Source organism: Kerstersia sp. (assembly GCF_052103615.1).
Taxonomy (GTDB): Bacteria; Pseudomonadota; Gammaproteobacteria; order Burkholderiales; family Burkholderiaceae_B; genus Kerstersia.
In genome coordinates this window covers 60551-86534 of record NZ_JBQEKA010000006.1, presented here as the reverse complement: position 1 = coordinate 86534, position 25984 = coordinate 60551, and the positions used below count along the sequence as shown (strand labels likewise).

21 protein-coding genes are annotated in these 25984 nt (G+C 63.3%); 18 read left to right on the top strand and 3 right to left on the bottom strand.

All coding sequences use genetic code 11. The annotated features are described in order from the left end of the window. Positions 1–11: 11 nt before the first annotated feature. Complete coding sequence (queC, locus tag ACTJGZ_RS03305) at positions 12–731, bottom strand: 7-cyano-7-deazaguanine synthase QueC (RefSeq protein ID WP_441661521.1); 720 nt, start codon at positions 729–731, stop codon at positions 12–14. A gap of 305 nt (positions 732–1036) precedes the next feature. Here queC and oppB point away from each other — a divergent pair, with 305 nt between their 5' ends. The 18 genes from oppB to ACTJGZ_RS03215 all read left to right on the top strand — a co-directional run bounded on the left by oppB (position 1037) and on the right by ACTJGZ_RS03215 (position 24151). After that, positions 1037–1963, top strand: a complete 927-nt coding sequence (gene oppB / locus ACTJGZ_RS03300; protein ID WP_441661520.1) for an oligopeptide ABC transporter permease OppB — start codon at positions 1037–1039, stop codon at positions 1961–1963. Between the two features lie 5 nt (positions 1964–1968). Beyond that, on the top strand, positions 1969–2868 hold the full coding sequence (locus tag ACTJGZ_RS03295; RefSeq protein WP_441661519.1) for an ABC transporter permease subunit: 900 nt from the start codon (positions 1969–1971) through the stop codon (positions 2866–2868). 17 nt (positions 2869–2885) lie between these two features. Then, complete coding sequence (locus ACTJGZ_RS03290; RefSeq protein WP_441661518.1) at positions 2886–4571, top strand: ABC transporter ATP-binding protein; 1686 nt, start codon at positions 2886–2888, stop codon at positions 4569–4571. A gap of 15 nt (positions 4572–4586) precedes the next feature. Further along, the gene (locus ACTJGZ_RS03285; protein WP_441661517.1) at positions 4587–4853 is read left to right on the top strand and encodes a YkgJ family cysteine cluster protein; all 267 of its coding nucleotides are present in this window, start codon (positions 4587–4589) and stop codon (positions 4851–4853) included. A 251-nt stretch (positions 4854–5104) separates the two neighbouring features. Continuing rightward, complete coding sequence (locus ACTJGZ_RS03280) at positions 5105–6268, top strand: ABC transporter substrate-binding protein (RefSeq protein WP_441661516.1); 1164 nt, start codon at positions 5105–5107, stop codon at positions 6266–6268. A gap of 128 nt (positions 6269–6396) precedes the next feature. After that, positions 6397–7434 carry a branched-chain amino acid ABC transporter permease gene (locus ACTJGZ_RS03275; protein WP_441661515.1) on the top strand — a complete coding sequence of 346 codons (1038 nt, stop codon included), beginning with the start codon at positions 6397–6399 and terminating at the stop codon, positions 7432–7434. A 4-nt stretch (positions 7435–7438) separates the two neighbouring features. Further along, positions 7439–9274, top strand: coding sequence for a branched-chain amino acid ABC transporter ATP-binding protein/permease (locus ACTJGZ_RS03270; protein ID WP_441661514.1), 1836 nt, complete (start codon positions 7439–7441; stop codon positions 9272–9274). Next, entirely contained in the window at positions 9271–10023 is a 753-nt protein-coding gene (locus ACTJGZ_RS03265; protein WP_441661513.1) for an ABC transporter ATP-binding protein, read from the top strand. Before ACTJGZ_RS03270 ends, ACTJGZ_RS03265 begins: the two co-directional genes overlap by 4 nt. 208 nt (positions 10024–10231) lie before the next feature. Continuing rightward, the gene (locus ACTJGZ_RS03260) at positions 10232–11803 is read left to right on the top strand and encodes a peptide ABC transporter substrate-binding protein (RefSeq protein ID WP_441661512.1); all 1572 of its coding nucleotides are present in this window, start codon (positions 10232–10234) and stop codon (positions 11801–11803) included. A gap of 289 nt (positions 11804–12092) precedes the next feature. Continuing rightward, positions 12093–13064, top strand: a complete 972-nt coding sequence (locus ACTJGZ_RS03255) for an Rpn family recombination-promoting nuclease/putative transposase (RefSeq protein WP_441661511.1) — start codon at positions 12093–12095, stop codon at positions 13062–13064. Between the two features lie 139 nt (positions 13065–13203). Then, positions 13204–13698, top strand: coding sequence for a sigma-70 family RNA polymerase sigma factor (locus ACTJGZ_RS03250; protein WP_127775448.1), 495 nt, complete (start codon positions 13204–13206; stop codon positions 13696–13698). Between the two features lie 24 nt (positions 13699–13722). Continuing rightward, on the top strand, positions 13723–14691 hold the full coding sequence (locus ACTJGZ_RS03245) for a FecR domain-containing protein (RefSeq protein WP_441661510.1): 969 nt from the start codon (positions 13723–13725) through the stop codon (positions 14689–14691). Between the two features lie 122 nt (positions 14692–14813). Further along, the gene (locus tag ACTJGZ_RS03240) at positions 14814–17306 is read left to right on the top strand and encodes a TonB-dependent hemoglobin/transferrin/lactoferrin family receptor (protein ID WP_441661509.1); all 2493 of its coding nucleotides are present in this window, start codon (positions 14814–14816) and stop codon (positions 17304–17306) included. A 74-nt stretch (positions 17307–17380) separates the two neighbouring features. After that, the gene (locus tag ACTJGZ_RS03235) at positions 17381–19177 is read left to right on the top strand and encodes a choice-of-anchor tandem repeat GloVer-containing protein (protein WP_441661508.1); all 1797 of its coding nucleotides are present in this window, start codon (positions 17381–17383) and stop codon (positions 19175–19177) included. Positions 19178–19196: 19 nt separating this feature from the next. Beyond that, the gene (locus tag ACTJGZ_RS03230) at positions 19197–21272 is read left to right on the top strand and encodes a choice-of-anchor tandem repeat GloVer-containing protein (RefSeq protein WP_441661507.1); all 2076 of its coding nucleotides are present in this window, start codon (positions 19197–19199) and stop codon (positions 21270–21272) included. A gap of 495 nt (positions 21273–21767) precedes the next feature. Next, complete coding sequence (gene infA / locus ACTJGZ_RS03225) at positions 21768–22034, top strand: translation initiation factor IF-1 (protein WP_415832687.1); 267 nt, start codon at positions 21768–21770, stop codon at positions 22032–22034. 67 nt (positions 22035–22101) lie between these two features. Then, complete coding sequence (locus tag ACTJGZ_RS03220; protein WP_441661506.1) at positions 22102–22614, top strand: nucleoside 2-deoxyribosyltransferase; 513 nt, start codon at positions 22102–22104, stop codon at positions 22612–22614. 244 nt (positions 22615–22858) lie between these two features. After that, on the top strand, positions 22859–24151 hold the full coding sequence (locus tag ACTJGZ_RS03215; RefSeq protein ID WP_441661505.1) for an O-acetylhomoserine aminocarboxypropyltransferase/cysteine synthase family protein: 1293 nt from the start codon (positions 22859–22861) through the stop codon (positions 24149–24151). A 135-nt stretch (positions 24152–24286) separates the two neighbouring features. Here the strand turns inward: ACTJGZ_RS03215 and ACTJGZ_RS03210 are convergent, their stop codons facing one another. Continuing rightward, positions 24287–24742 carry a nuclear transport factor 2 family protein gene (locus ACTJGZ_RS03210; protein WP_441661504.1) on the bottom strand — a complete coding sequence of 152 codons (456 nt, stop codon included), beginning with the start codon at positions 24740–24742 and terminating at the stop codon, positions 24287–24289. A 134-nt stretch (positions 24743–24876) separates the two neighbouring features. After that, entirely contained in the window at positions 24877–25746 is an 870-nt protein-coding gene (locus ACTJGZ_RS03205; protein ID WP_441661503.1) for a methylenetetrahydrofolate reductase, read from the bottom strand. Between the last annotated feature and the right edge of the window lie 238 nt (positions 25747–25984).

Below are 25984 nucleotides of genomic sequence, written 5' to 3'. Positions count from 1 at the left end.
AGGAGGCCGCTTCAGCGCAGCGCGTGCTGCGCGGCCCAGCGCACATAACCCCGCGCCCGCAGAGTGCAGGCCGGGCAGCTGCCGCAGCCGTAGCCCCAGCAGTGCAAGGCATCACGCGTGCCCAGGTAGCAGGTGTGGGAATCCTGGCGTATGGTTTCGACCAGGGTATCGCCGCCCAGCCGCCAGGCGAGTTCCCATATCTCGGTCTTGTCCAGCCACATCAGCGGTGTTTCAAGCGTCAGCTGGCGTTCCATGCCCAGGCTGAGCGCGACCTGCAAAGCCTTGATGGTGTTGTCGCGGCAATCCGGGTAGCCGGAATAATCGGCTTCTGTCATGCCGCCGATCAGGACATTCAGGTTGCGGCGGTAGGCCAGGGCGGCAGCGAAGGTCAGGAAGATCAGATTCCGGCCGGGCACGAAAGTATTCGGCAGGCCATCGGCCTGCATGGTGATGGCGACATCGCCAGTCATGGCGGTCTGGCCCAGATGCTGGAAGGTATCCACAGGCAAGAGATGGTCGTCTGCCAGGCGTGCCGCCCATTCCGGCTTCAGGCTGGCGACCTGGGTGCGCAGACGTGTGCGGCAGTCCAGTTCGACACGGTGGCGCTGACCATAGTCAAAGCCCAATGTCTCGACTCGTCCATAGCGGTTCAGCGCCCATGCCAGGCATGTGGCGGAATCCTGTCCTCCGGAGAAAAGCACCAGCGCATGTTTTTCCCTGAGCGGGATCATGGCAGTTTTCCTATGATTTTCTTCACATTTTTTAGTCTATTTTAGCGGAAACTACTCTTAAATATCGAACTTTATCGAGATTCTGCGGGGCAACTGGCGCTGCCATGCGCAGCGCTTCCCGCCGTTGGCGTCACGCTGCGCGGGCTTGGCTCTTCGTGGTGTAATGGCCTTGTTTTCCAGGCAGAAGTGGCCCAGGGCACGCTGGCGGGGAAAACCAACCAGGGGGCATCAGCGCCAGGCGCTGGCCTATGGGCTGCTGCCACGGGCGGTTGATGTCCTGGGCAGGTTCCATCAAGGCGACGTACATGGTTCTTTATATTCTCAGGCGGCTGTTGCAAGCCGTACCGACGCTGCTGCTGGTCATTACGCTGTCCTTCTTTCTGATGCGGCTGGCGCCTGGCGGGCCGTTCGATAGCGAAATTCAGGCGCCGCCGGAAATCGAGGCCAACCTGAAAGCGGCCTATCATCTGGATCAGCCCCTGATGACGCAGTACTTCATCTATCTGGGCAATCTGGCCCGGGGCGATCTTGGGCCGTCCTTCAAATACCGCGATCGCAGCGTCAACGACCTGATTGCTACCGGTTTTCCGGTCAGCGCAAGACTGGGGCTGTGGGCCATGGCGCTGGCCCTGCTGTGCGGTGTGCCGCTGGGCATCTGGGCGGCCATGCGCCACAACCGTGCGACCGACCATGCGGTCATGGGGGTAGCGCTGGCGGGCATTGCCATTCCGAACTTTGTGGTGGCACCGGTGCTGGCGCTGCTGTTCAGCGTCACCCTGGGCTGGCTGCCCGCCGGCGGCTGGGGGGATGGGCAGTGGCGCTATATCCTGCTGCCGGTCGTTGCGCTGGCGATTCCGCAGGTGGCATATATCGCCAGGCTGATGCGCGGCAGCATGATAGAAACCATGAGCAGCCCGCATATCCGCACGGCAAGGGCCAAGGGCCTGTCCGCGGTTGAGGTCGTGTTGCATCATGCCCTGCGGCCTGCGCTGGCGCCGCTGTTGTCGTATATGGGGCCTGCCATGGTGGGGATCGTGACGGGCTCGGTGGTGATCGAGCAGATTTTTGGCCTGCCTGGTATCGGGCGCTATTTCGTCCAGGCGGCATTAAGCCGTGACTACACGCTGGTGATGGGGGTCGTGGTGTTTTATGGCGTGCTCATCGTGCTGTTCAACCTGCTGGTGGATCTGCTGTATGGCTGGCTCAATCCGCAAATACGCTATGAGGACTGACGGACATGATGGCGAATGATTCCGCTCGTCAGGACGAAGTGCTGCCCCCGGCGCCGCCTGGGCGCAGCCTGGCCTATGACGCCTGGCGGCGTTTGCGTGCCAACCGGGCCGCCATGGTCAGCCTGACGCTGCTGGCCATGATTACCGCGATTTGCTTGCTGGGGCCATGGTTTACCGGCTGGCAGCTCGATGAGGTGGATTGGTCCGCGTTCCGGGCGCCGCCTTCCTGGGATAGCGGGCATCTGGCCGGGACGGATGCCAATGGGCGGGATTTGCTGACACGCACGTTCTATGGCGGCCAGGTGTCGCTGTCGGTAGCGCTGGTGGCCAGCATCGTCGCGCTGGTGGTCGGGGTGCTGTATGGCGCCGTGGCGGGTTTTGCCGGGGGGCGGGTGGACACGCTGATGATGCGCTTTGTCGATATCCTGTATTCGCTGCCCTTTCTGTTCCTGGTCATTCTGATGATGGTAGTGTTCGGCCGCAATATTCTGCTGATCTATGTCGCGATCGGAGCGGTTGAATGGCTGGATATGGCACGCATCGTGCGCGGCCAGACCCTGTCTCTTAAACGCCGGGAGTTCGTCGAGGCGGCGCAGGCGCTGGGTGTGCGTAACCGAGATATCGTGCTGCGCCATATCATTCCCAACCTGCTGGGCCCGGTCATGATCTATCTGACTTTGACGGTGCCCAAGGTCATCCTGCTGGAAAGCTTTCTGTCGTTTCTGGGCCTGGGCGTGCAGGAGCCGCTGACCAGCTGGGGGGCGCTGATCAGCGAAGGCAAGGACATGATGGCGCGCGCGCCCTGGATGTTGCTGGTGCCGTCCGCTTTTCTGACGACGACATTGTTTTGTCTCAATTTTCTCGGGGATGGCCTGCGCGACGCGCTGGACCCCCGCAGCCGCTGAGGGAGGCCGGAGCAACCATGACGAACCGGCGCGAGGATGCTGCCGTGCCGACCGGCCCGGCGGCTGCCGATGAGGTATTGATGCGGGTGCGCGGGCTGGGCGTGACATTCAGCACGGCGGATGGCCCGGTGCAGGCGGTCCGCTCGGTCGGCTTTGACCTGCGTGCCGGGCAGACGCTGGCGCTGGTTGGCGAATCGGGTTCAGGCAAATCCGTGACGGCCTATGCGCTCATGCGCCTGTTGCCGGACAGCGCCGTGCTGGCGGGGCGGATCGAATATCAGGGCGAGTTGCTGCTGAAGCTGCCGGAAGCGCGGATGCGGCAATTGCGCGGCAATGAAATTGCCATGGTGTTCCAGGAACCGATGACGGCGCTCAACCCGATGATGCGTGTGGGCTTGCAGATTCGTGAGTCGCTGTACAAACATACGGCGTTGCGGGGGCGGGCGGCGCGGGACAAGGTGCTGGAGTTATTGCGGCAGGTCGGCATCCCGGAACCGGAGCGGCGCTATCGCAGCTATCCCCATGAACTGTCTGGCGGCCAGCGCCAGCGTGTGGTGATTGCCATGGCTCTGGCCTGCGGCCCCAAGGTATTGGTGGCAGATGAGCCGACGACGGCGCTGGATGTGACGGTGCAGGCGCAGATTCTGGCTTTGCTGCGCGATTTGCAGCAGCGGCTGGGCCTGGCGGTGCTGCTGATTACCCATGACCTGGGCATGGTGCGCCATGTGGCCGATACCGTGTGCGTCATGCGTGGCGGCGAGATGGTCGAGCAGGGGCCGTGCGCGCAGGTGTTTACGCGGCCGCGCCAGGAATATACGCGCATGCTGCTGGCGGCGGAGCCGGGCGGCACCAAACCGCCAGTCGCGCCGGAGGCGCCAGTATTGCTGGCGGCGCGCGATGTCACGGTGACATTTCCCATTCGGCGCGGGCTGTGGCGCCGGCCAGAGCGTTTCGTGGCCGTACGGGGTGTCAGCCTGGATGTGCGCCGGGGGGAAACCGTGGGGATTGTGGGCGAATCCGGTTCGGGGAAATCGACGCTGGGGCGGGCCTTGCTGAATTTGTTGCCGGCGCAGGGCAGCCGGCGCTTCGAAGATCTGGATCTGGCGCGTCTGGGCCCTGCAGCCATGCGGCCCTTGCGCCGGCGCATGCAGATTGTGTTCCAGGATCCATTCGGCGCCTTGTCGCCGCGCATGACGGTGGGGGACATCATTGGCGAAGGGCTGCGGGTGCATGAACCGCAATTGCGCCGCAGCGAGCGTGAGCAGCGGATTGTCCAGGCCATGGCCGATGTGCGCCTGGACCCGGGCATGCGCAATCGTTATCCGCATGAGTTTTCCGGCGGGCAGCGGCAGCGCATTGCCATTGCCCGGGCCGTCATCCTGCGGCCGGAGTTCCTGTTGCTTGATGAGCCGACTTCCGCGCTGGACCGTTCCGTCCAGGCGGGCGTGCTGGATTTGCTGCGCGATTTGCAGCAGCGCTACCAGCTGTCCTATCTGTTCATCAGCCATGATCTGGCTGTCGTGCGGGCCATGGCCGATACGCTGATGGTGATGCATGCCGGGGAGGTCGTGGAGCAGGGGCCCGCGCAAGAAATTTTCGCGGCGCCCGCCCATCCTTACACACAGGCCTTGCTGGCTGCTGCCTTCTGGCGCGATGGCGGGCAGGGTCAGGCGCCGGCCCATTTCACCGAACACAAGAACTAACCACAAGGACTAACGATGGAATGCCGTCCTGATTGCGGTGCCTGCTGTACCGCGCCCTCTATTAGCAGCCCGATTCCCGGCATGCCGCACGGCAAGCCTGCGGGAACCCGCTGCATCCAGCTTGATGAGCGCGAGCGCTGCATGATTTTCGGGCAGCCTGGCCGGCCCGAGGTGTGCGCGTCGCTGGCGCCGGCGGCGCAAATGTGTGGCACTTCACGCGAATCTGCCATGCAATGGCTGAGCTGGCTGGAAAACGAAACCCGGCCGTCCTGTCCGGCCTGAACGCATGCCTCTGCCGCGCGGCTGCATGATAAATAACTGAAAAACCTGGCAAATACATATTCCTGCCAGTGTTGGCCTGCTGGCGCATCTTTATCCCATCTAGGTGTTTCCGATAGGAGGAATGGAGCGGTTTTCCGTCAAATACTGCTTCCCAAACGGGGTGGGCCTGATTAACCTATTAACAACATCAAAAAACAGCCGGTTGCCTTCGGAAACAGAAGCTCAAACAGCCGGTACAGGAGACAAAAATCATGCGTACGCCATTCACTATGCAGGCGGCTGCGGCCGCGATTTTCCTGAGCCTGCCCCTGCTTGCCAGCGCGCAAGTGAAAGTGGGCGTCACGGTGTCCAGCACCGGCCCGGCGGCGTCGCTGGGGATCCCGGAACGCAATACCGTGGCCTTGCTGCCCAAGGAAGTGGCCGGCCAGAAGATTGAATGGATTGTGCTGGACGACGCCACCGATACCACTCAGTCGGTGAAGAACTCCCGCAAGCTGGTGTCCGAAGACAAGGTGGATGTGCTGGTGGGCACGTCCGTGACGCCGGGTTCGCTGGCCATGGTGGACGTTGCGGCGGAGTCGCAGGTGCCCATGATCAGTGTGGCGGCCAGCGCCAAGATTGTGGAGCCGCAGGATGACAAGCGCCGCTGGGTCTTCAAGACCCCGCAGAATGACGCTCTGATGGCCGAGGCGCTGGCCGATGCCATGGTCAAGGCTGACGTCAAGACACTGGGCTTCATCGGCTTTGCCGACGCCTACGGCGATGGCTGGCTGGATGTGATGAAGCAGGCCGCGGAAGCCAAGGGCATCAAACTGACGGCAGTCGAAAAATACGGCCGTACCGATACCAGCGTGACTGGCCAGGTGCTCAAGCTGGTTGGCGCCCGCCCGGATGCCATCCTGATTGCGGGCGCAGGCACGCCCTCGGCGCTGCCGCAGAAGGAACTGCGCGCGCGTAACTACGGCGGCCAGATCTACCAGACGCACGGCGCTGCGAATAACGATGTGCTGCGCGTGTGCGGCAAGGATTGCGACGGCATGCTGCTGCCCAGCGGCCCGCTGCTGGTGGCGGCGCAATTGCCTGACAGCAACCCGGTCAAGCAGACCGCGTTGGCCTACACGCAGGCGTATGAGCAGGCACATGGTGCCGGGGCGACCAACACCTTCGGCGGCCATATGTGGGATGCCGGCCAGTTGATCGTTGCGGCAGTGCCCGAAGCGCTCAAGAGCGGCGCGCAGCCCGGCACGCCGGAATTCCGCGCAGCGTTGCGCGATGCCCTGGAAAATATCAAGAACCTGCCGGTTTCCCAAGGCGTTTTCAATATGTCGCCCACCGACCACGCCGGTTTTGACGAGCGTGCGCGTGTGATCGTCAAGGTTGAAGACGGCAAGTGGATTTATCAGCCGGATCTGTAAGGCAGCAAGCGTTCGCGCGGTCTGTCCTGCCCTGCTGCCGTTAAGGCGGGGCGGGCTGCCGCCCGACGCGCCGTTTTCACGGTGGCCAGGACGCTTCCGGCCATCGGGCTTCACCAAGGTGGTTCTAGATGGATTCCACAATTGCGCTGATCCTGTTGCAGGATGGCATTGTCAACGGCGCTATCTATGCCCTGCTGGGCATGGCGCTGGTGCTGGTGTTCGCGGTGACCCGCGTCATCTTCATTCCCCAAGGCGAATTCGTGGCATTCGGCGCACTGACGCTGGCCATGCTGGGCGACGGCCGCGTGCCGGGCACTGCCTATCTGCTGCCTTTGCTTGGCGGCATTGCCTTTATCCTGGAAGTGCTGCGCGCCGTGCGCACCAGCAACTATGCCGGCTTGGGGCGGGCTGCCCTCACGTTTCTGGCGATTCCGCTAGTACTGCTGTGGCTGACCCTCAGTTACGCGGCGCTGGATAACTCGCTGTGGCTGAATATGTTGCTGACGCTGGCCCTGGTGACGCCCATGGGCTCAATGATCTATCGCATTGTTTATCAGCCGCTGGCGGAAGCCACTGTGTTGGTGCTGCTGATTGTGTCCGTGGCGGTGCACTTCGCGCTGACCGGTCTGGCGCTGGTGTTCTTTGGCGCCGAGGGCTGGCGCACGCCGGCGTTCGTCAATGGCATGGTGGATCTTGGCTTTACGACCGTGGCGGCCCAGAGCCTGTTTGTGGTTGGCACTTGCGCAGTGCTGATCGTGGCGCTGTGGCTATTCTTTGGCAAGACGCTGTATGGCCGCGCGCTGCGCGCCACGGCCGTCAACCGTCGGGGCGCCCGTCTGGTCGGCATCAGCACCAATATGTCCGGCAGCCTGACGTTCACGCTGGCGGTCGCCATCGGCGCCATGTCGGGCATGCTGATCGCGCCCATCACCACGGTGTACTACGACACCGGGTTCCTGATTGGTCTGAAGGGTTTCGTCGGCGCCATTATCGGCGGCCTGGCCAGCTATCCAGTCGCTGCGGCCGGGTCCTTGCTGGTAGGCGTGCTGGAAGCGTTCTCGTCATTCTGGGCCAGCGCCTACAAGGAGGTCATCGTCTTTACGCTGATCATCCCGGTGCTGGTCTGGCGTTCGCTTTCCAGCCACCACACGGACGACGAGGAGTAAGGCCATGAATCGCATTCTTCTTGCCATCTTCCTCGTGGTGCTGGCGGCGCTGCCCATGCTGGGCGCGACCCCGGAATTCTGGATTACCCAGCTCAATTACATCGGCCTGGCCAGTCTGGTCGTCCTGGGCCTGGTGCTGCTGACCGGTGTGGGCGGCCTGACGTCGTTCGGGCAGGCAGCGTTTGTCGGCGTCGGGGCCTACACCACGGCCTTGCTGACCGTCACCTACGATTGGTCACCCTGGCTGACCTTGCCCGTGGGCTTGCTGCTGACGGCCGCCATTGCGTGGCTGCTGGGCGCGATTACCTTGCGCCTGTCAGGGCACTTCCTGCCGCTGGGCACGATCGCCTGGGGGCTGTCGTTCTACTTCCTGTTCGGCAATATTGACGCGCTGGGCAAGCATGACGGTATTGCGGGTATTGAACCTATCAGTGTATTCGGGGTGTCGCTGGCTAATGGGCGCTACATGTACTACCTGATCTGGGTGGTCGTGCTGCTGGCGCTATGGGCCACGCGCAACCTGCTGTCCTCGCGGCCGGGCCGGGCCATCCGGGCGCTGAAAAGCGGCGCGGGCATGGCGGAATCCATGGGCGTCAATACGGCTGGCTACAAGGTTGTGATCTTCGTCTGGGCGGCATTGCTGGCCTGCATTTCGGGCTGGCTGTATGCCCATATGCAGCGAGCGGTCAGTCCTAGCCCCTTCGGCTTGAACTACGGCATCGAATACCTGTTCATGGCGGTGATCGGCGGGGCTGGTTATGTCTGGGGGGCGATCCTGGGCGCGGCGGTCATCTTGTTGCTGCGCGACCAATTGCAGAACTGGCTGCCTCGTTTGCTGGATACCAATGTCAATTTCGAGATGATCGTTTTTGGCGTCCTGATGATCCTGATGCTGCAATACGCCCGTGACGGCTTGTGGCCCATTCTGTCGGGATGGTGGGATCAGATCACTGGCGCGGCGCGTTCGCGGCGCCAGCTGGCGCCGCCGCCAGCGGCAGAGCGTCTGCCGCAGCGCGGCAAGCCCGGTGCAGGGGAGGTGGTGCTGGAAGTTGATGCCATCCGCAAGCAGTTCGGCGGCCTGGTCGCGGTCAACGACATCAGCTTCACAGTGCGCGCTGGCGAAATCATGGGCCTGATCGGGCCGAATGGCGCGGGCAAGAGCACCACTTTCAATCTGATCAGCGGCGTGCTGCCGCTGACGCGTGGCGAGGTGCGTTTTCTGGGGGAACGTATCGACAGCAAGCCGGCGCGTACCATCGCCCGCATGGGCGTGGGCCGCACCTTCCAGCATGTGCAGTTGCTGCCAGGCATGACTGTGCTGGAAAACGTGGCGCTGGGGGCGCACCTGCGCTCGGATGTCAGCGTGATGGCCGGGGCCCTGCATACCGACCGCGAGCGTGAGGCCCGGTTGCTGCATGAAGCGGCAGAACAGCTCAAGCGCGTGGGGCTGGGTGATTATCTCTATGAGCAGGCTGGCAATCTGGCGCTGGGTCAGCAACGCATTCTGGAAATCGCCCGGGCGCTGGCCTGCGATCCCGTGCTGTTGCTGCTTGATGAGCCAGCGGCGGGCTTGCGCTACAAGGAAAAGCAGGAACTGGCCCAGGTGCTGGAAAACCTGCGCGGCGAAGGCATGAGCATCCTGCTGGTGGAACACGATATGGATTTTGTGATGCGCCTGACCGATCACCTGGTGGTGATGGATTTCGGCACCAAACTGGCCGAAGGCCTGCCGGCGGAGGTGCAGCAGAACCCGGCTGTGCTGGAAGCCTATCTGGGGGGGATTGATGACGATCTGCCCGAGGAAATCCAGGGCGCGCAGGCGAGTGGAGGTGTGCAATGAGTACGGCGCCCATTCTTGAGGTCAGCGGCCTGTCGGCCCGCTATGGCAAAGTCGGCGCATTGGCGGGGGCGACCCTGAGCGTGCCGCGCGGCAGCATTGTTACCGTGATCGGCGCCAATGGCGCAGGCAAATCGACCATGCTCAATGCCGTGATGGGCGCCTTGCCGCAGACCGGCCATGCCGCAGGCGTGGTGCGTTACGACGGCAAGGATGTTTCGGGCTGGCAGGTGGAGCGCCGCGTGGCGGCCGGGATGTCGCTGGTGCCGGAACGGCGTGAGCTGTTCGGCAGCATGTCGGTGGAAGACAATCTGTTGCTAGGAGGCTTCCGGCGCTACCGCGCCCGCGAAGCAGGCTGGCGCGGCACGCTGGACGAGGTGTTCGAGCTGTTCCCGCGCTTGCGCGAACGCCGTGCGCAACAGGCCGGCACGCTGTCGGGCGGGGAGCGACAGATGCTGGCGGTGGGCCGCGCGCTGATGGCGCGGCCGGCGCTGCTGATGCTCGATGAACCCAGCCTGGGGCTGGCGCCGCGTATCGTGCGCGAGATTTTCCACATCATCGCCCGTCTGCGTGAGACAGGTGTTGCCATTCTGCTGGTCGAGCAGAATGCGCGTGCGGCCTTGCAAGTGGCGGATTACGGCTACGTGCTGGAAACCGGTGAGATCAGCCTGCATGGCCCGGCGCGTGAACTGGCCAATGATCCCAGGGTGATAGAAAGCTATCTGGGCCTGGGGCGGGAACGCAAGGAATAGCCCTTTGCCAGAGGCAAATGAGCCGGTGCGCCTGATGGCAGGCGCACCGGCTTTTTCGTCTGGCTGGAATTCCAGTTATAAAGAGGACTGGTATAGATAGTCGGAAATTGTATTGGCCGGCGTTTGCCATCCATGCATTAATCAACGCTTGCCCAGCGCGGCGCTATCAGCCCGGGCTCGTGCCTAACTTTCTGCGATCACGAGGTGAATGATGAAACGTTTTTCCCTGGCCGCCATGTCGCTGGCGCTTGCGGCAATGGCCGCGCCCTTGCAGGCCCAAACCCTGAAGGTCGGCATCATCGGCGATCCGGCTTCGCTCAGCCCCACGCGCATTACCGGCGGCGTCTGGGAAGAAGACGTGCTGCGCGACTTGTTTGCCGGGCTGGTGGAAGTGTCGGCCGAGGGCAAGGTTGTGCCGGGCGTTGCGACCGCGTGGACCTTGTCCGACGATGGCAAAACCTACACCTTTGACCTGCGCGATTCCAAATGGTCGGATGGCACGCCTCTGACGGCGGATGACTTCGTCTATTCCTGGCGTTATGTGCTGGATCCGCAGAATGCGGTCAGTACCGCGCACCGTTTGTATCCCATTGCCAATGCGGAAGAGATCGCCAAGGGTGAACAAAAGCCCGAGGCGCTGGGAGTGCGTTCGCTGGAGGACGGCAAAAAGCTGGAAGTGACGCTCAAGGAGCCGTCCACCTATTTCCTCAGCACGCTGGTTCTGCCGGTGTTCTATCCGCTGCCGCGCCAGGCGATTGAAAAGCATGGCAAGAACTGGAGCGAAGTTGACAATATTGTCGTCAACGGGCCTTTTGTGCCGACGCGCTGGATGACCGGCAGTGAACTCAATACCAAGAAAAACCCGAATTACTATGATGCCGCCGAGGTCAAGATTGATGGCGTGACTTTCTTCCCGATCGAAGATCGCGACAGCGGCATTACGCGGTTCCGCGCGGGCGATCTCGATGTGCTGCGCGATTATCCGGCGTCGCAGTATGAGTTCCTGAAGCAGGAAGTGCCGGCCGCCACGCATTTGTCGCCGCGCCTGGGCAGCTACTACCTGTCATTCAATCTGCGCGATGGCCATCCCACCAGCGATGCGCGCGTGCGCGAGGCGCTGAGCCTGGCCATCAACCGCGAGGTCATTGCGCAGCAGTTGCTGGAAAATGCCGTGCTGCCGCTGAATTCCTTCCTGCCTACCGGCCTGGATAATTACGAGCCGCAGTATGAACAGGTGTTGGCGCAGCCTTATCCCGAACGGCTCAAGCGCGCGGCGGAGCTGTTGCGCCAGGCCGGGTATGGGCCGGGCAAGCCGCTCAAAGTGGGGCTGAGCTTCAATAGCGGCAGCGAGCACCAGCGCATTGCGGTTGCGGTGGCAGCGCAATGGAAGCCGCTGGGGGTGCAGGCCGAGTTGAATAATGCCGAGGCCAATGTGCATTACGCCAATCTGCGCGCAGGCAACTACGACACGGGCCGGGCCGCCTGGCTGTCCAGCTATGACGACCCGCAGAACTTCCTGCAATTGCTGTACACGCCGACCAACAATTACGGCGCATACAGCGATGCAGAGTTCAATAAACTGTATGAGCAGGCCAACCTGGAAAGCGACCCGGCCCGCCGCCGCGGTTTGCTGCAGCAGGCAGAAGCCCGTTTGGCGCAAGCCTGGCCGGTGGCGCCGATTTATGAGTACGCATCGCGCAACCTGGTCAACCCGAAGCTGAAAGGCTGGGAAGACAACGCGCTGGATATCCATCCGTCGCGCACTGTGTCGTTCCAGTAAGGCGGGCAGGGCGGCCGTCTTCACGGCTGCCCGCCGCTTGCCGTTTGCAGCTTGCCGTTTGCTGCTTATGCAGCTTGCCGCTTGCGCCGTCAGCCGGCCGCGGTGCCGCGTATCCGGCTGCTTTTACCCATGGATAAAACGATTCATTTCGTCCCTTGTGCCTGCGGTTCAGGCATAAATTAAGTGTCCCTGCTCACCTGCCTGTGCGCGCCTGACTGGGCCAAGATTGCTGCAAAACGGCAAGCCTTGGCGGATGTCAGGCCAGTCCGGGCTGCTCCCGGGACACCTCATGAATCTGCAAGACCAGCACTACCGCAAGTTATTCAGCAGCCCGCACATGGTTCGCGCCTTGTTCCACGGCATTCTGCCCGAGGGCTTGCGCCCCTTGCTGGACCTCGATTCCCTGGCGCCCCTGCCCACTGATTATGTCAGCGGCAAGCAACGCGACCGCCAAGGCGATCTGGTCTGGCGCGTGCGGCGGCGCGATGGTTGTGAACTGTATCTGCTGCTGATGCTGGAGCATCAGTCCCGGCCAGACCGTTTCATGAGCATCCGCTTCATGGGCTACAGCGCGTTGCTGTATGAAGATTTTTCGCTGCGCCGTCCGGCGCCTGCCACGCAAAAGCTGCCGCTGGTGTTGCCTATTCTGCTGTACAACGGCGCCGCGCGCTGGCGCGAACCCACTCGTGTGGCAGACCTGGTGGATAGGGCTCCCCGCGTCTTGCAACCCTATCAGCCCGATATGAAATATCTGCTGCTTGATGAAGGCGCGCTGGTGATGCAAGGCAAATTGCCGGGGGATAATCTGGCGGCAATTCTGTTTCGTCTGGAACACAGCCAGGAACTTGAGCAGACCCAGGAACTGGTGCAAACTTTGCTGCGCCTGACTGCCGCCCCGCCTTATCAGGAACTGCGCCATGTCCTGGGCAGCTGGATGCGCCACGTGCTGTTGCCGCGCGCCTTGCCGCAGGCAAACAGCCTGCCCCGCAGCACAGACCTCCAGGAGATATCCGCCATGATGAATGCCCATACACAGGATTGGAGTTACAGCTGGCGTCAGAAGGGGCGCCAGGAAGGGTTGCAGGAAGGTTGCTCGCGCTTGCTGGCTGGCCAGCTGAAGCGCAAATTCGGCGCGCTGCCCGAGGCGGTGCAGCAGCGTTTGCAGCAGGCCAGCCGCGCGCAGCTGGAAGCCTGGTCACTGAATGTGCTGGAAGCCAGGGACTTGGACGCTGTATTTGCGCCAGAGGCCCCGCAGGGCTGACTTTCGCTGCTTGGCGGGCAGATTCCGGCGCCGAAGGTGAAGCAGGGCTTGCTGCTAAGTGACCTCATTCACTAAAATGAGGTTCATTTTCATTCTTGATACTTGCTTATGTCTTGGGCGGGTGTCGTTCCGGTCCGCCATGCCCGCTCCCGCCCCATCGCCCGCGCACGCCCTTTACAGCGATCATCATGGCTGGCTGCATGCCTGGTTGCGCAAGAAACTCGGCAGTTCGGCTGATGCGGCCGATCTGGCGCACGATACCTTTGTCCGCATTCTGGCGCGTGAACAGGTGGCGGGGATTCGTGAACCGCGTGCTTTCCTGATGACGGTTGCGCAGGGCTTGCTGTCCAATATGCTGCGCCGCCGCAAGGTGGAACAGGCCTATCTGGAGGCCTTGGCGGCGCTGCCTGTCCCTTGCCATCCCGACCCCGAAGCCTGCGCTCTGGTGCTGGAGACGCTGCTGGAAGTCGATCGCTTGCTGGATGGCCTGCCGCGTCGGGCCAGACAGATTTTCCTGATGGCCCAGGTCGATGGCATGACCCAGGCAGCGATTGCGCAGGAGCTGGGCTTGTCGCTGCCGACGGTGCGGCGCGACCTGGTGCGCGCCATTGCCCATTGCAGCTTTGCCGATTAGCGCAAGACGGAAAGGAGCTGCACCATGTCGGACATTCCCGCCGCCGTACGCATGCAGGCAGCCCAATGGCTGGTGGATCTGCAAGGCCCGGAAAGCACGCCTGCCATGCGCGAGGCCTGGCAGCACTGGCTGAATGCGCACCCCGACCATGCCATGGCGTGGCGCAAGGTCGAGGCGCTGACCTGTAAGACCGGCGCCCTGCCTGCCGGCATCGGGCGCGCCGCTTTGTTGCCTGCCCGGCCGCTGCGGCGGCAGCTATTGGCGGTGGCGGCTGTCGGCGTCGCCGGAACAGGGGTTTGGCAGCTCTCCGAGCAGGCGGGCCGTGGCGGGCGCTTGCAGACCGCCACCGGGCAGCGCACCGAGCATTATTTGGCGGACGGCTCACGCTTGATGCTCAACACACAGACACAGGTGCGGGTCCAGTTTGATGGCGCGCAGCGGCTGCTGGCCCTGGATCATGGCGAGTTGCTGGTTGAGACGGCAGCAGATAGCATGCGGCCGGCGCGGCCGTTTCGCGTGCGGACCCGTGCTGGTGAAATGCAGGCGGTCGGCACGCGTTTCACTGTGCGGCATGAGCAGGAGACCCTGCTGCATGTCCTGGAGGGCGCGGTTGATGTGCGCCGCAGCGGCGCGCCAGACATGCCGGTGCGTATCCATGCGTCGCAGTTGCTGTGGTTTTCCCCGGATTGGCGCAGCGAGATACTGTCTGCTGCCGATACGGATGCGGCCTGGACGCGCGGCATGCTGCTGGCCGCTGATATGCCCTTGCCGGCGTTTATCCAGGAATTGGCGCGCTACCGCCCAGGCATACTGGATTGCGCCCCGGAGCTGGCGCACCTGCGCGTGTCGGGCACCTTTCCCCTGGATAATACTGACCGTGTGCTGGTGATGCTGCAGCAGGTTCTGCCTGTGGAAGTGCGGCGCTGGACCCGCTATTGGGTTCGGGTTCAGCCGGCGCCGGCCGGCCAGGCCAGGGCATACCGCCGCGTCTGAGCAGGCAATCCGGCACTATTTTGTAACAGCAGCCGGAATCTGTTTTCTTTTTTCCCGGGTTGAGTGGCATGGAAGATGAGAACGCAAATTCTTAAATTTTCCATGAACGAGGGAAATCGACGATGGATTCAGCTTCACAAGCGGCGCGGGCGACCCGCGCTCGCGTCATATCACGTGTCTGGCGGCCCACACTGCTGACAACTTTGTTGTGGGTCATGCTGGTGCCTTTGGCGCCTGCCCCGGTGGCGGCGCAGGCGGCAGGCGTGCTGGCGCCACGCCAATATGACATTCCCGCTGGCCAACTGGCTGAGGTGCTGACCCGCCTGGGCAGCGAAGCACGCATTTTGCTGATGTATCCCACCGCCTTGGTCAATGGGGTACGCAGCCCGGGAGTGCAGGGCGAGCGGGATGGCCCGGCCGCCTTGCGTGAGGCCTTGCGCGGCACAGGCCTGGAAGCCGTGCCGACGGCCGATGGCTACACCCTGCGGCGGGCGCCGCAGGACAGCGTGGCCACCTTGAGCGCGGTGGAAGTCACTGGGGCCGCCTATGACCCCAGGGATGAAGTGTTCTATGCGCTGGGGTCGGTCGGTGTGGTGACGCGTGAATCGCTGGACCGCGTGCCCGTGACCAGCGCCCGCGATATTTTCCAGGGCGAGCCCGGCGTCTATGTCATGGACGGCAACCAGGACCCTGGCATCAATAACATCAATATCCGTGGCATCCAGGGGCCGGGCCGCATCAATATGATGGTTGACGGCACGCGCCAGAATGCGTCGAACTATGCAGGTTATGGCGGGCAGATGTCGCGTGTCTATATAGACCCGGAATTGCTGGCGGGCGTGGATATCGAAAAAGGCCCTGCCGGCGGCATGTATGGGGCTGGCGTGACTGGCGGCGTGGTGAATTTGCGCACCTTGAACGCCGACGACCTGATTCATGGGGATGCCAGTCATGGCGGACGCTTGCGCGTGATCCACGGCGATAACGGCTACAACACGGCTGGCATGGCGGCGGGCGCCATCCGTCTGGAGAGCGGCCTGGCACTGACCGGCGGCATTTCGCGCCGCAAGAGCGATAACTATCACACCGGCAAGCGCAGCGTGCCTGAGGGCGGCTATCCGTATTGCAATTCGCGCGGCAAGGATATCGACGATTGCAGCAGCGAGGTGCCCCTGACCCACCAGGATATGGTGTCCGGCCTGTTCAAGGCGCAATACCGGTTCAATGAGGCGCACAAGCTGGAAGCCGGCGCGACGTATTACCGCAATGAATTCGTCAGCTGGGCGCGCGGCGCTGCGGCAGATGAAGAGCTGGGTTTCCCCGAGCAGCATGTCAGCGCCAATACCTTGTCCTTGCGCTATCAGTGGAACCCGGCGGACAACCCCTGGTGGGATGTCAGCGCCAACGTTTGGCGGGCGGCCAACCGGACGTCCTACGAGATGTTCGGCGAGCATTACGACATGCATACCGTGGGCACCGAAATCAGCAATACGGCGCGTCTGCCGCTGGGTGAGGACAATCTGCTGACGCTGAACGTCGGCGGGGAGTTCTACCAGGACAAGGCCGATACGCACTCCAGCGGTTTGACGACCGACCCGCGGACCGGGATAGGGCGTGAAGGCCTGACGGCCACCGGCAAGCGCAATATTGGCGGCTGGTTTGCGCAGGCCAGCCTGGCCTACCACGAATGGCTGCAACTCGACGCCGGTCTGCGCGCCGACTATTTCGGCCTGCGTTCCGAGGGCACATATGCCTCGCGTTATGTGGGGCAGGGCGTGAACACCCTGTCGCTGAACCGCAGCGGCGGGCGCGTGAATCCCAGCGCCGCGCTGGGCATCACCCCGGTGGATGGCGTGCAGTTCTTCGCGCGCTATGCGGAAGGCCAGCGCGCGCCTACCTTGTCGGAAACGGCGGGCGGCGGCGCGGTCTGGGGCATTTATCACCTGCCCAATCCCTATCTGCGGCCCGAAGTGGCGCGCACGCATGAGTTTGGCCTGAACCTGATTCTGGATGACTGGTTGCGCAGCGATGGCAAGCTGAGGCTGAAAGTCGCGCGTTTTGATTCGCGCTATGACGATTACATTCTGCGCAATGCTTTCCGCTACCGCGCCGATTACGCCTATTCGTACCAATTTGCCAATATCGACCGGGCCACGTTGCGGGGCGTTGAATTACAGGCCCAGCTGGATCTGGGGTATCTGTTCGCCGAGTTCAGTTTCAATCAGTTCGACCGCATGCTGTTCTGCGACGCGGGGGTCTGCAGCAGTGACCCGGGCCGTGACAATATCAATGTCACCACGCCCTTCATTCCGCCCAAGCGCAGCATTGCCGCCACCTTGGGGGTTCGCTTGCTGGAACGCAAGCTGGTGCTGGGGGCGCGTCTGCGCGCGGATACGCGGCGCGGCATGACCGATGCCAACCAGTACAACGAAGGCGTGTACTGGAAACCTTACGAGATTGTTGATCTGTTTGGCAGCTATGACGCCACGCGGCATCTGACCCTGGGCGTCAGCGTTGAGAACATCGCTGACAAGTATTACATCGGCGCCATGAACTTCAATGGTCTGCCTTCGCCTGGGCGCAGCATCAAGGGCTCACTGACCTATAACTTTTGATCATGCGCCAGGGTGCCGGTGCCCGCCAGCAGGGCGGAATCCGGCATTGCATGCGCAAACAAGGAAATCCCATCATGCATGACACGCTGTCATTTTGCCGTTGGCCCGGCCGTGCTGTTGGCCTGGGCCTGGCGCTGTTGCTGGGCGGCATGGGCGCCGCCAGCGCGGCGCCTACCGTTTACGAAGTGCGCCATCAGTTCGATGCCGTCAGCACGTCCACCAGCCGTTCGCTGACGGGTTCGTTGGCCCCCACACTGGGGCGTGACGGCAAACTCTACGGGCTGAAGCTCAAATTTTCCGGCAGCGTGAATGGCGGCACCCGTTATCTCGCCAGTTGCGTCCTGTATCGGCACGATCCCGCCAGCGGCATTCATGAAGAACTGGGCAGTGTCCAGGCCAATGGCGGCGGCTTGCCTGTCAGCCGCAGCTCTGATTTCGGGTCGGTGTGTTCGGCGCCTGTGGAAGACGCCCGGGGCGACTGGTACTGGAACACGTTCTTTGGTGGCGCGGAGCAGGCGGGCCAACTGCTGCGCTACCGGCCCGGCCAGGGCATAGAGACTGTATTTTCGTTCTCTGCCGCCGCCGATAGCCCGGTAGGCAGCTATCCGCAATCTGTACTGACGCTTGCGCCGGACGGCAATTTCTATGGCACCACGGCGCGCGGCGGGGCGGCTGGCAATGGCGTTATTTTCGCGTTTGCGCCAGAGCAAGGTGTGCGGCTGCTGCATACGCTGGAACGTGACCCCGTCCTGGATCTCGGCGCTATCCGGCTGGGCGGCACGCTGGTGCTGTCGGAAGATGGCAATCGCTTGTTCGGGGCGTTCAGCAACGAGGTCGGCAACCATGCCGTCGCGAACGCTGGCGATACCTTGTATGCGGTAGATCGCCATACCGGCGTGCTGACCCGCCTGGCGCGCACGGACAGGCGCAACTACATCACCAATCTGTACCGCCAGGCAGGCAGTGATGACCTCGTTTTCACTCATTTGAATGCGCTGCATGCCGGCAAGGACGAGGCGGGCGCGACATTCAACCGCTATATCGCGGCGGAACGGCGCATGGTGCAGACCGACTATGTCCTGCCGGTCAATGATCCTGGCGGCGGCAGCTCGCCCATCGGGCTGACGCCGGGCGCGGATGGCAATCTCTATGGCGTGTTTCCGAGCGGCGGGGCGAATCAGGCCAGCGCCACCAGCAGGACGGGTTCCATCTTTCGCCTGAAGGGCGATGGCACCTACGAAGTTATCCATATGCTGGCCGGTCTGTCCAACGGCAAGCTGATGGAAGGGGAGGCGCCGGGAGGCGGCCTGACGCTGGCGCCGGACGGACGCCTGTATGGCGTGACCGACGCTGGCGGCGATTTCGGCCAGGGAACGCTCTTCGCTGTGACGCCTGGCGACGCCATTGCGCCGATGCTGACCTTCACGCTGGTGGCGTCGGGAGAGCAGGGCAGCACCGTCGTGAATTTCCCCGAGCCGCACACTATCGTGGCGGGCCAATGGGCCAAATTCCGCTGGGCCACGGTCCAGGCGGATGACTGCGAAGGCGGGGGCGACTGGCCGGCGCCGGGCGCGATCCCGGCCAGCGGCGAGCTGGAAGTGACGCCTGCCACGCCAGGGGAGTACCGCTACGTTGTGTCCTGCCGCAATACCGCTGAACCGGCGCAGCGTTTCACGGCGACCCAGCATCTGAATGTGGTGCCCACGACTGGTGAGCATGTCGAAGCGGGCAATGGCGGCGGGGGCGCGCAGGCCTGGCCGGTTCTGCTGCTGGCATTGCTGGGGCTGGCAGGCCAGCGCCGCCCGCTGGCCGAGAGCCGCGACGGTAGCCGCGCCGGTAGCTACGCCGGTAGCGGCCGCAGGTCCGAGTAAATATAGACAGGGAATTGATATGACGAGATTACGCATTGCCTGCGCCGCGCTTGCCGCCTGCGCATGGCTGGCCGGGGCGGCGCAGGCGCAGCAGGTGAGCGTCACGCGGCTCCACACCTTCGAGCATGACAGCAGCGCCCCGCAGACGGTCGGCAGCGTGCATCTGGGCCGCGACGGCAAACTGCATGGCCTGGCCGAAGGGCTGGTCTGGGAAATGGCCGTTGATGGCAGCGGCTACAAGACATACGCGCTGCCCAGCGGCATCATGACGCATCAGTATGGCTTGCCGAATATGGCGACCTCCACGGTCGCGGATCAGAATGGCAATATTTACGGCGCGACTTATGTCGGCGGCGGCGCCAGCATGGGGCTGATGTTCCGTTTCGGTGAGGGCGGCACGGCCTCGGAAGTGCTGGCGCCGACCCAGGCGGACCGGCCCGCAAAAATCAGCCAGGCAACAGGCAATATGGCGGTGGATGCCGCCGGCAACGTGTATGTGCTGGACCGCGGAAGTTCCGTCGGCACCGGTTTGCGCGAAGGCGCAATCAAACGCCTGTCGGCGGATCAATCGGCTTTCACGGTTGTGCATCAGATGAACCCGGCGACCGGCAGCAACGCGGCGGTAGTCATCGTTGGTTCGGATGGCTGGCTTTATGGCGTGGCTGGCCAGGGCGGGGATAACAACCTGGGCACGATTTTCCGTCTGCGGCCCAATGGGGCGGATTTCCAGGTGCTGCATCATTTCACCGCCGAGCAGGGGCAGCCTGCCCAATACCGGTCTGCCATTCCTGACTATGGCAGCCCACGCAACGCGGCAGGCCTGGCGGAAAGCGGCGCCTGGCTGATCGGCAGCACCTCGATGCAGGGGCCGCATGACAATGGCGCGCTGTACCGCATCCGCAAGGACGGCACCGGTTTCCAGATCCTGCATGGCTTCGATGATGCGGCCAGCCAGGATGGCAAGATTGCAGCGGGCGGGCTGGTGACCGGGCCCGATGGCAATATCTATGGCACGACGGTTGCGGGCGGCGCCCATGGCGACGGGACGCTATTCCGTATCGTCACGACCCGGATGGATGAGGCAAACGGCGGTTTTGAGTCTCTGCATGCCTTCAAGGCGGATGTGGACGGCAAGACGCCCTTTAACCTGACGCTGGGCCGCGATGGCAAGTTGTATGGCAATACGGCCGGGCAGTGGGGCGGGGAGTACCTGGGCACCGTTTATGCTGTGGACACTGGCTATGTGCCGCCCGCCGATCCTCCCGTCATCACACTGTTCCGCGCCGCGCCCGACCGCATCGACCTGGGCCAGTACACCACGCTGGCCTGGGCGGCCAGCAATATCGCGGCCTGCACCGCGAGCGGTGCCTGGCAGGGCGAGCGGGGCAGCAGCGGCACGGAAGTGATCACGCCGGTCACGCCCGGATTCAACACCTTCACGCTCAGTTGCGAAGGGCATGACGGCAGCAGCGTGCAGGAAAGCGCCACAGTGGAAGTCGTGCCGCCTGCCGATGCCGTGATCCAGTCATTCACTGCCACGCCGGTCGTCGCGCCGCTGGGCAGCAGCATCACCCTGGATTGGAAAACTGCCGATACCCTGGGCTGCTCGGCATCCGGTGACTGGAGCGGGGATAAGCCTGGCAGCGGCAGCGAAACCCTGACGCCGTCTGCCGGCGGCGAATACACCTACCGCCTGGATTGCCGGGGCGTGGGGGCGGATGCCAATGCCAGCGTGCAGGCCCGCATCACCTTGCCTGCGGTGATCGAACAATTCGCGGCCGATGCGGTCAGCCTGGAGCCGGGTGCCGCTACCGTGTTGCGCTGGCGTGTCCGCGATGCTTCCCAATGCCAGGCCAGCGGGGCGTGGAGCGGCGAACAGGCGGTTGCGGGCGAGGTGTCGATCCAGCCCGCCGAAGGCGAGCACAACTACACGCTGCGCTGCACGGGTGAAGGCGGCAATGCCTTGTCCTCCGTACGGGTCGTCGTGGCCGCATCCGTGTCCGAGCCCGATGGCGGCAACGGCGGCGCCCTGGCCCTGGGGCTGCTGCCTCTGCTGGCCGCGCTGGGATGGCGCCGGCGTCATCCGCAGGCCTGATGGTGTTGGCCTGAGCCGCGCGCGCAGGCGCGTGGCCGGGCCAGCCCTGGATGGTCAAGGTCTGGCTCTTTTCGCGTGGCCGTGTTACCCTGAAAAGCATTCTATTTGTCTGATCGAGCATCGCTCGCCCGGGCGCCGCCTGTATCCCCTGGCTCATCCAGGGGGATTGGATACAGCCTGCGAGCAGTCCCTGGGTATTTCTTGCGATGCGTTCGGCTAGTGTTCCGGCAGCGCTGCCTGCGACTGCGCCGCCGCGACGACCAGACAGCGGTATGTTGCCGCACGCGTGGGTTTGCCAGCCGCGCCGGTCCGCCAGCTTATGGTGTCGGCGTGTTTCCATTTTCTACTGCCTGTGACGGCCTGGAGCCGGGTGTAGGGTTGTTGCCTTTCATCCTGTTGCGACTGGCCGGACACTGTATTTGCCGTTGATGCCTGGAACAGGCTGCGCCGACCGCGCGCCAGTCGCAGTCGTTTTATTTCTGAAGGAGTCCTGCCATGGCCAAGGAAGAGCTGATTGAATTGAACGGTGTCGTCGGTGAAGTTCTGCCGGACAGCCGCTATCGCGTCACGCTGGACAATGGTGTCGAGGTTTCTGCCTATGCCTCCGGGCGTATGCGCAAGCACCGTATCCGTATTCTTGCCGGTGACCGCGTCACGCTGGAAATGTCGCCGTATGACCTGACCAAGGGCCGCATCAATTTCCGCCATAAGGATGAACGCAGCGCGCCGCCCCGGCCCGCCGGCAACTTCCATCATCGTTGATCGCAGACTGTTGATCGTATGACGCCGGGGCACGCCGTGTCCGGCCCGGCGGTATCAGGCAGCCAGCATGAAAATCTATCTCGCAGGTTTCGATGTGTTCCGTTCCGACGCCGTGGTTCACGGCGCCAGCCTCAAGGCGGCCTGTGCCGACCTGGGCCTGGAGGGGCTGTACCCGCTCGATAACCAGGCGCCCGAGGATTTATCAGGTCTGGCGCTGGCGCAATGGATTTGCGCCGCCAACCTGGCCTTGATCGACTCGGCCGATATGGTCATGGCCAATCTCAATCCGTTCCGCGGCCATGAGCCGGATTCGGGCACGGTATTCGAGACAGGTTACGCCGTGGCGCAAGGCAAGCCGGTCTGGGGCTATACCAGCCAGCGCGAGCCTTTGCTGGCGCAGATTCCCGGGCAGCGCGACGATGCCGGACGGCAGACGGACGCGCAAGGGTTTGTGATCGAGGATTTCGGCTTGCCGCTGAATCTGATGCTGGCCTGCCGGATTCAGATCGTCCATGGTGATGCCAGGGAATGCCTGCAGCGCATCGCGCAGGCAGCCGGCGGCGCGGACGGAGCGCCCTGAGCGCCCTGAACGCAGGCGCTGCCACACGGCGCGCGCATGGCAGGGATAGCAGGTGATATGCCCGTAACTTTTGGGATAGCCTGGCTTTAATCACCATCGGTTATGAACATATATGGCACTTTGCGGTTGCCATCTGGCCCGGCTTTGAGCAAGATGCGAAGTTGTACGGCCGCTGCCGCCTGAAAACCTGTCAGAGTCAGGCGGGGATGGCAGCCGTGTTCGCATCGACCGGAGACTATCCTTCATGAGCCAGCAGTCCGAAAACTGGAAGTTTGAAACCATTGCCGTCCATGCCGGCTATACGCCGGAACCGACCACGCATGCCGTGGCCGTGCCCATCTACCAGACGGTTGCCTATTCTTTTGATGACACCCAGCACGGGGCAGATCTCTTTGACCTGAAGGTCAAGGGCAACATCTACACCCGCATCATGAACCCCACCAATGATGTGCTGGAACAGCGCGTCGCCGCGCTGGAAGGCGGCATTGCCGCGCTGGCGCTGGCCTCGGGCCAGGCTGCTGTGACCTATGCCATCCAGACCATCGCCGAAGCGGGTGACAACATCATTTCGGCCTCCACGCTGTATGGCGGCACCTACAATCTGTTCGCGCATACCTTGCCGCAGCTGGGCATTACGACCCGCTTCGCCAATGGCGCCGACCCCGATTCCTTCGCAGGCCTGATCGACGACCGCACCAAGGCCATTTTCGTGGAGTCCGTGGGCAATCCGCTAGGCAACATTACCGATATCGCCGCCATTGCCGAGGTCGCGCACCGCCATGGCCTGCCGCTGATCGTTGATAATACGGTGCCTTCGCCCTATCTGCTGCGCCCCATCGAGCACGGCGCGGATATCGTGGTGCAGTCGCTGACCAAGTATCTGGGGGGCCATGGCACCTCGCTGGGCGGCGCCATCATCGACTCGGGCAAGTTCCCCTGGGCCGAGCACAAAGAACGCTTCCGCCGCCTGAATGAGCCTGATGTCAGCTATCACGGCGTGGTCTATACCGAAGCCTTGGGCGCGGCAGCCTATATCGGCCGCGCGCGCGTTGTGCCGCTGCGCAATACCGGCGCTGCCATTTCGCCCTTCAATGCCTTCCTGATCCTGCAGGGCATCGAAACCGTTGCGCTGCGTGTGGACCGCATCGTGGATAACGCGCTGGCCATTGCCCGTTTCCTGAAGCAGCACCCCAAGGTGGAATGGGTCAATTACGCTGGCCTGGAAGATCACCCGGATCACGCTCTGGCGCAGAAATACCTCAAGGGCCGCGTGCCTGGCCTGATGACCTTCGGCGTCAAGGGCGGCCGGGATGGCGGCGCCCGTTTCCAGGATGCGCTCAAGCTGTTCACGCGCCTGGTCAATATCGGTGATGCCAAGTCGCTGGCCACTCACCCGGCGTCCACCACGCACCGCCAATTGAACCCCGAGGAACTGGCCAAGGCAGGGGTGCGCGAAGAAACCGTGCGCCTGTCCATCGGCATCGAACACATCGACGACCTGCTCGCCGACCTCGAACAAGCCCTCGCCGCCGTCTGATGCCGGCGCGCATGGCGGTTTCCTGAACGACTGCGGAAACCGCCGGCAATCAAACAAGCCCCTGATTCTGTCAGCAGAATCAGGGGCTTGTTGCATGGGGCGCCAGTCGCGGCGCGGTGTGCGCCCGCCTGTGGGTCAGGGAATATCCAGGAAGAGGTCGAAACCCGCGGCCCGGCGCAGAATTTTCCAGGTGCCGTTTTCCAGACGGAATTCGTCCTGAAAATGACCCACCAGTTCCCGCCCGCGCGCGGGGCGTCCGAACGGGCCGGGGCTGTCGGTGGAGAGCGCATTCCAGAGTTGCACCTGCGTGATGGCCTGGGCCTGGCTGGCGCTGACCTGGGTGAAACGGGTGCCAAGAATCAGGTGCATGCTGATGCGTTCCGCTGGCCGGCTCAGATAAGAGTCCAGAATGGCCTGGCGCCCTTGCAGGGGCTCGCCGCCTGGCCGTTGCAGGATGGCGGCGGCAGAAAACTGATCGGCCATGGCGGCGAAATCCCCTTGGTCGGCCAGAGCGGCTGTGTGCAGCACCAGTTCGCGGCAGGCTGTTTTGATCAGCAATTGATCCAGGGGGGAAAGGGGGGCTTGTGTCATGTTGTTGTCTCCTTCGTGGTGGAACGGGGCGGCTGGCGGGCATATGCGCGGTGCGCTGTTGGTCTTCTGCGGCTGTTGCAGGGCTGCGGGCGCTGCGGGTGCGGCGGATGCCGCGAGTGCCATAGGCAGCCGCCTCAGGCTGTTTGCGCCAGAATCCAGCGCAAGGTTCTTTCCATATCCCCAAACGGGAAGAAGTGCAGCCGCACCATGCCGTGGCGGGCTGGCTCCAGACCGTCGGAGAGCGCCTGCAGCAGCAGGCCCGGGCCTGCGGTATCGAACAGGCGGCTCAATGAAACGCCATATTTACGCAGAATACCAGCAGAGGCGCCGACACCGCAGGTGGCGGCGTAACGCAGCAGCTTGTGCACCCCGACCGGCCCCGGGACGCCGATACGCACCGGGGCCGTAATGCTTTCCGCGCGCAGCCGTTCCAGCCAGGCCAGGATAGGGGCGGCGTCGAAACCGAACTGGGTAATGATTTCATAGTCATGGCCCTGTCGCGTTAATGCCCGATGCTTGTCGTGCAGGGCAGCCCAGAGCTGCGCGGCGGGGATTTGCGGATGGCCGTCCGGGTAGCCGCTGATGCTGACATGGCGGATGCCGTATTCGGCCAGCAGCCCGGTTTGTATCAGCGCCAGCGCGTCCTGGTACGGGCCGGCGGGGCGGGGAGGATCACCGGCAATCACAAAGACGCGCTGGATATCCGCCTGTTCGCGCAGCTGTGCCAGGTAGCTGCGCAAGCTGGTTTCGGACGGAATGCGCCTGGCGGCGAGGTGCGGCACGGGCAAGAGGCCCTGCGCATGCGCCTGCACTGCGGCCTGCAAACGGGCCTGATCCTGTTCGTTAGGCAGAAAGGTAATGTTGAGCGGCGTGCCCGGGACGGCCAGTGAGCGTATGGCGGCCAGGGCAGGGGCTTCCCGGGCCGTCATTTCCAGAGAATAGTGCTGCAGCAGGGACGTGGCCTGGGGGGCGGAGAGGGGGCGGGAACAGGGGGGCTGCGTCATGAAGCGTGGTCTTTGGGGCGCTGAAACAATCTGTCAAGATACTTCGAGGTAATAAAGGATAAGCTGGAGAAGATGTCAGATTTTGCAATAAGCGGTGACGGAAGGTTTTACGCTGTGAGCCAGGTTTTACGCGGTGAAGCCGGCAGATGAGGGGTTTCAAACAGCGGATGGCGCATCGTCGGCGCAGCGATTTTGACAGTGGCGCAGGCATGGTAACGCGTCTGGCGCCTCCTGAATT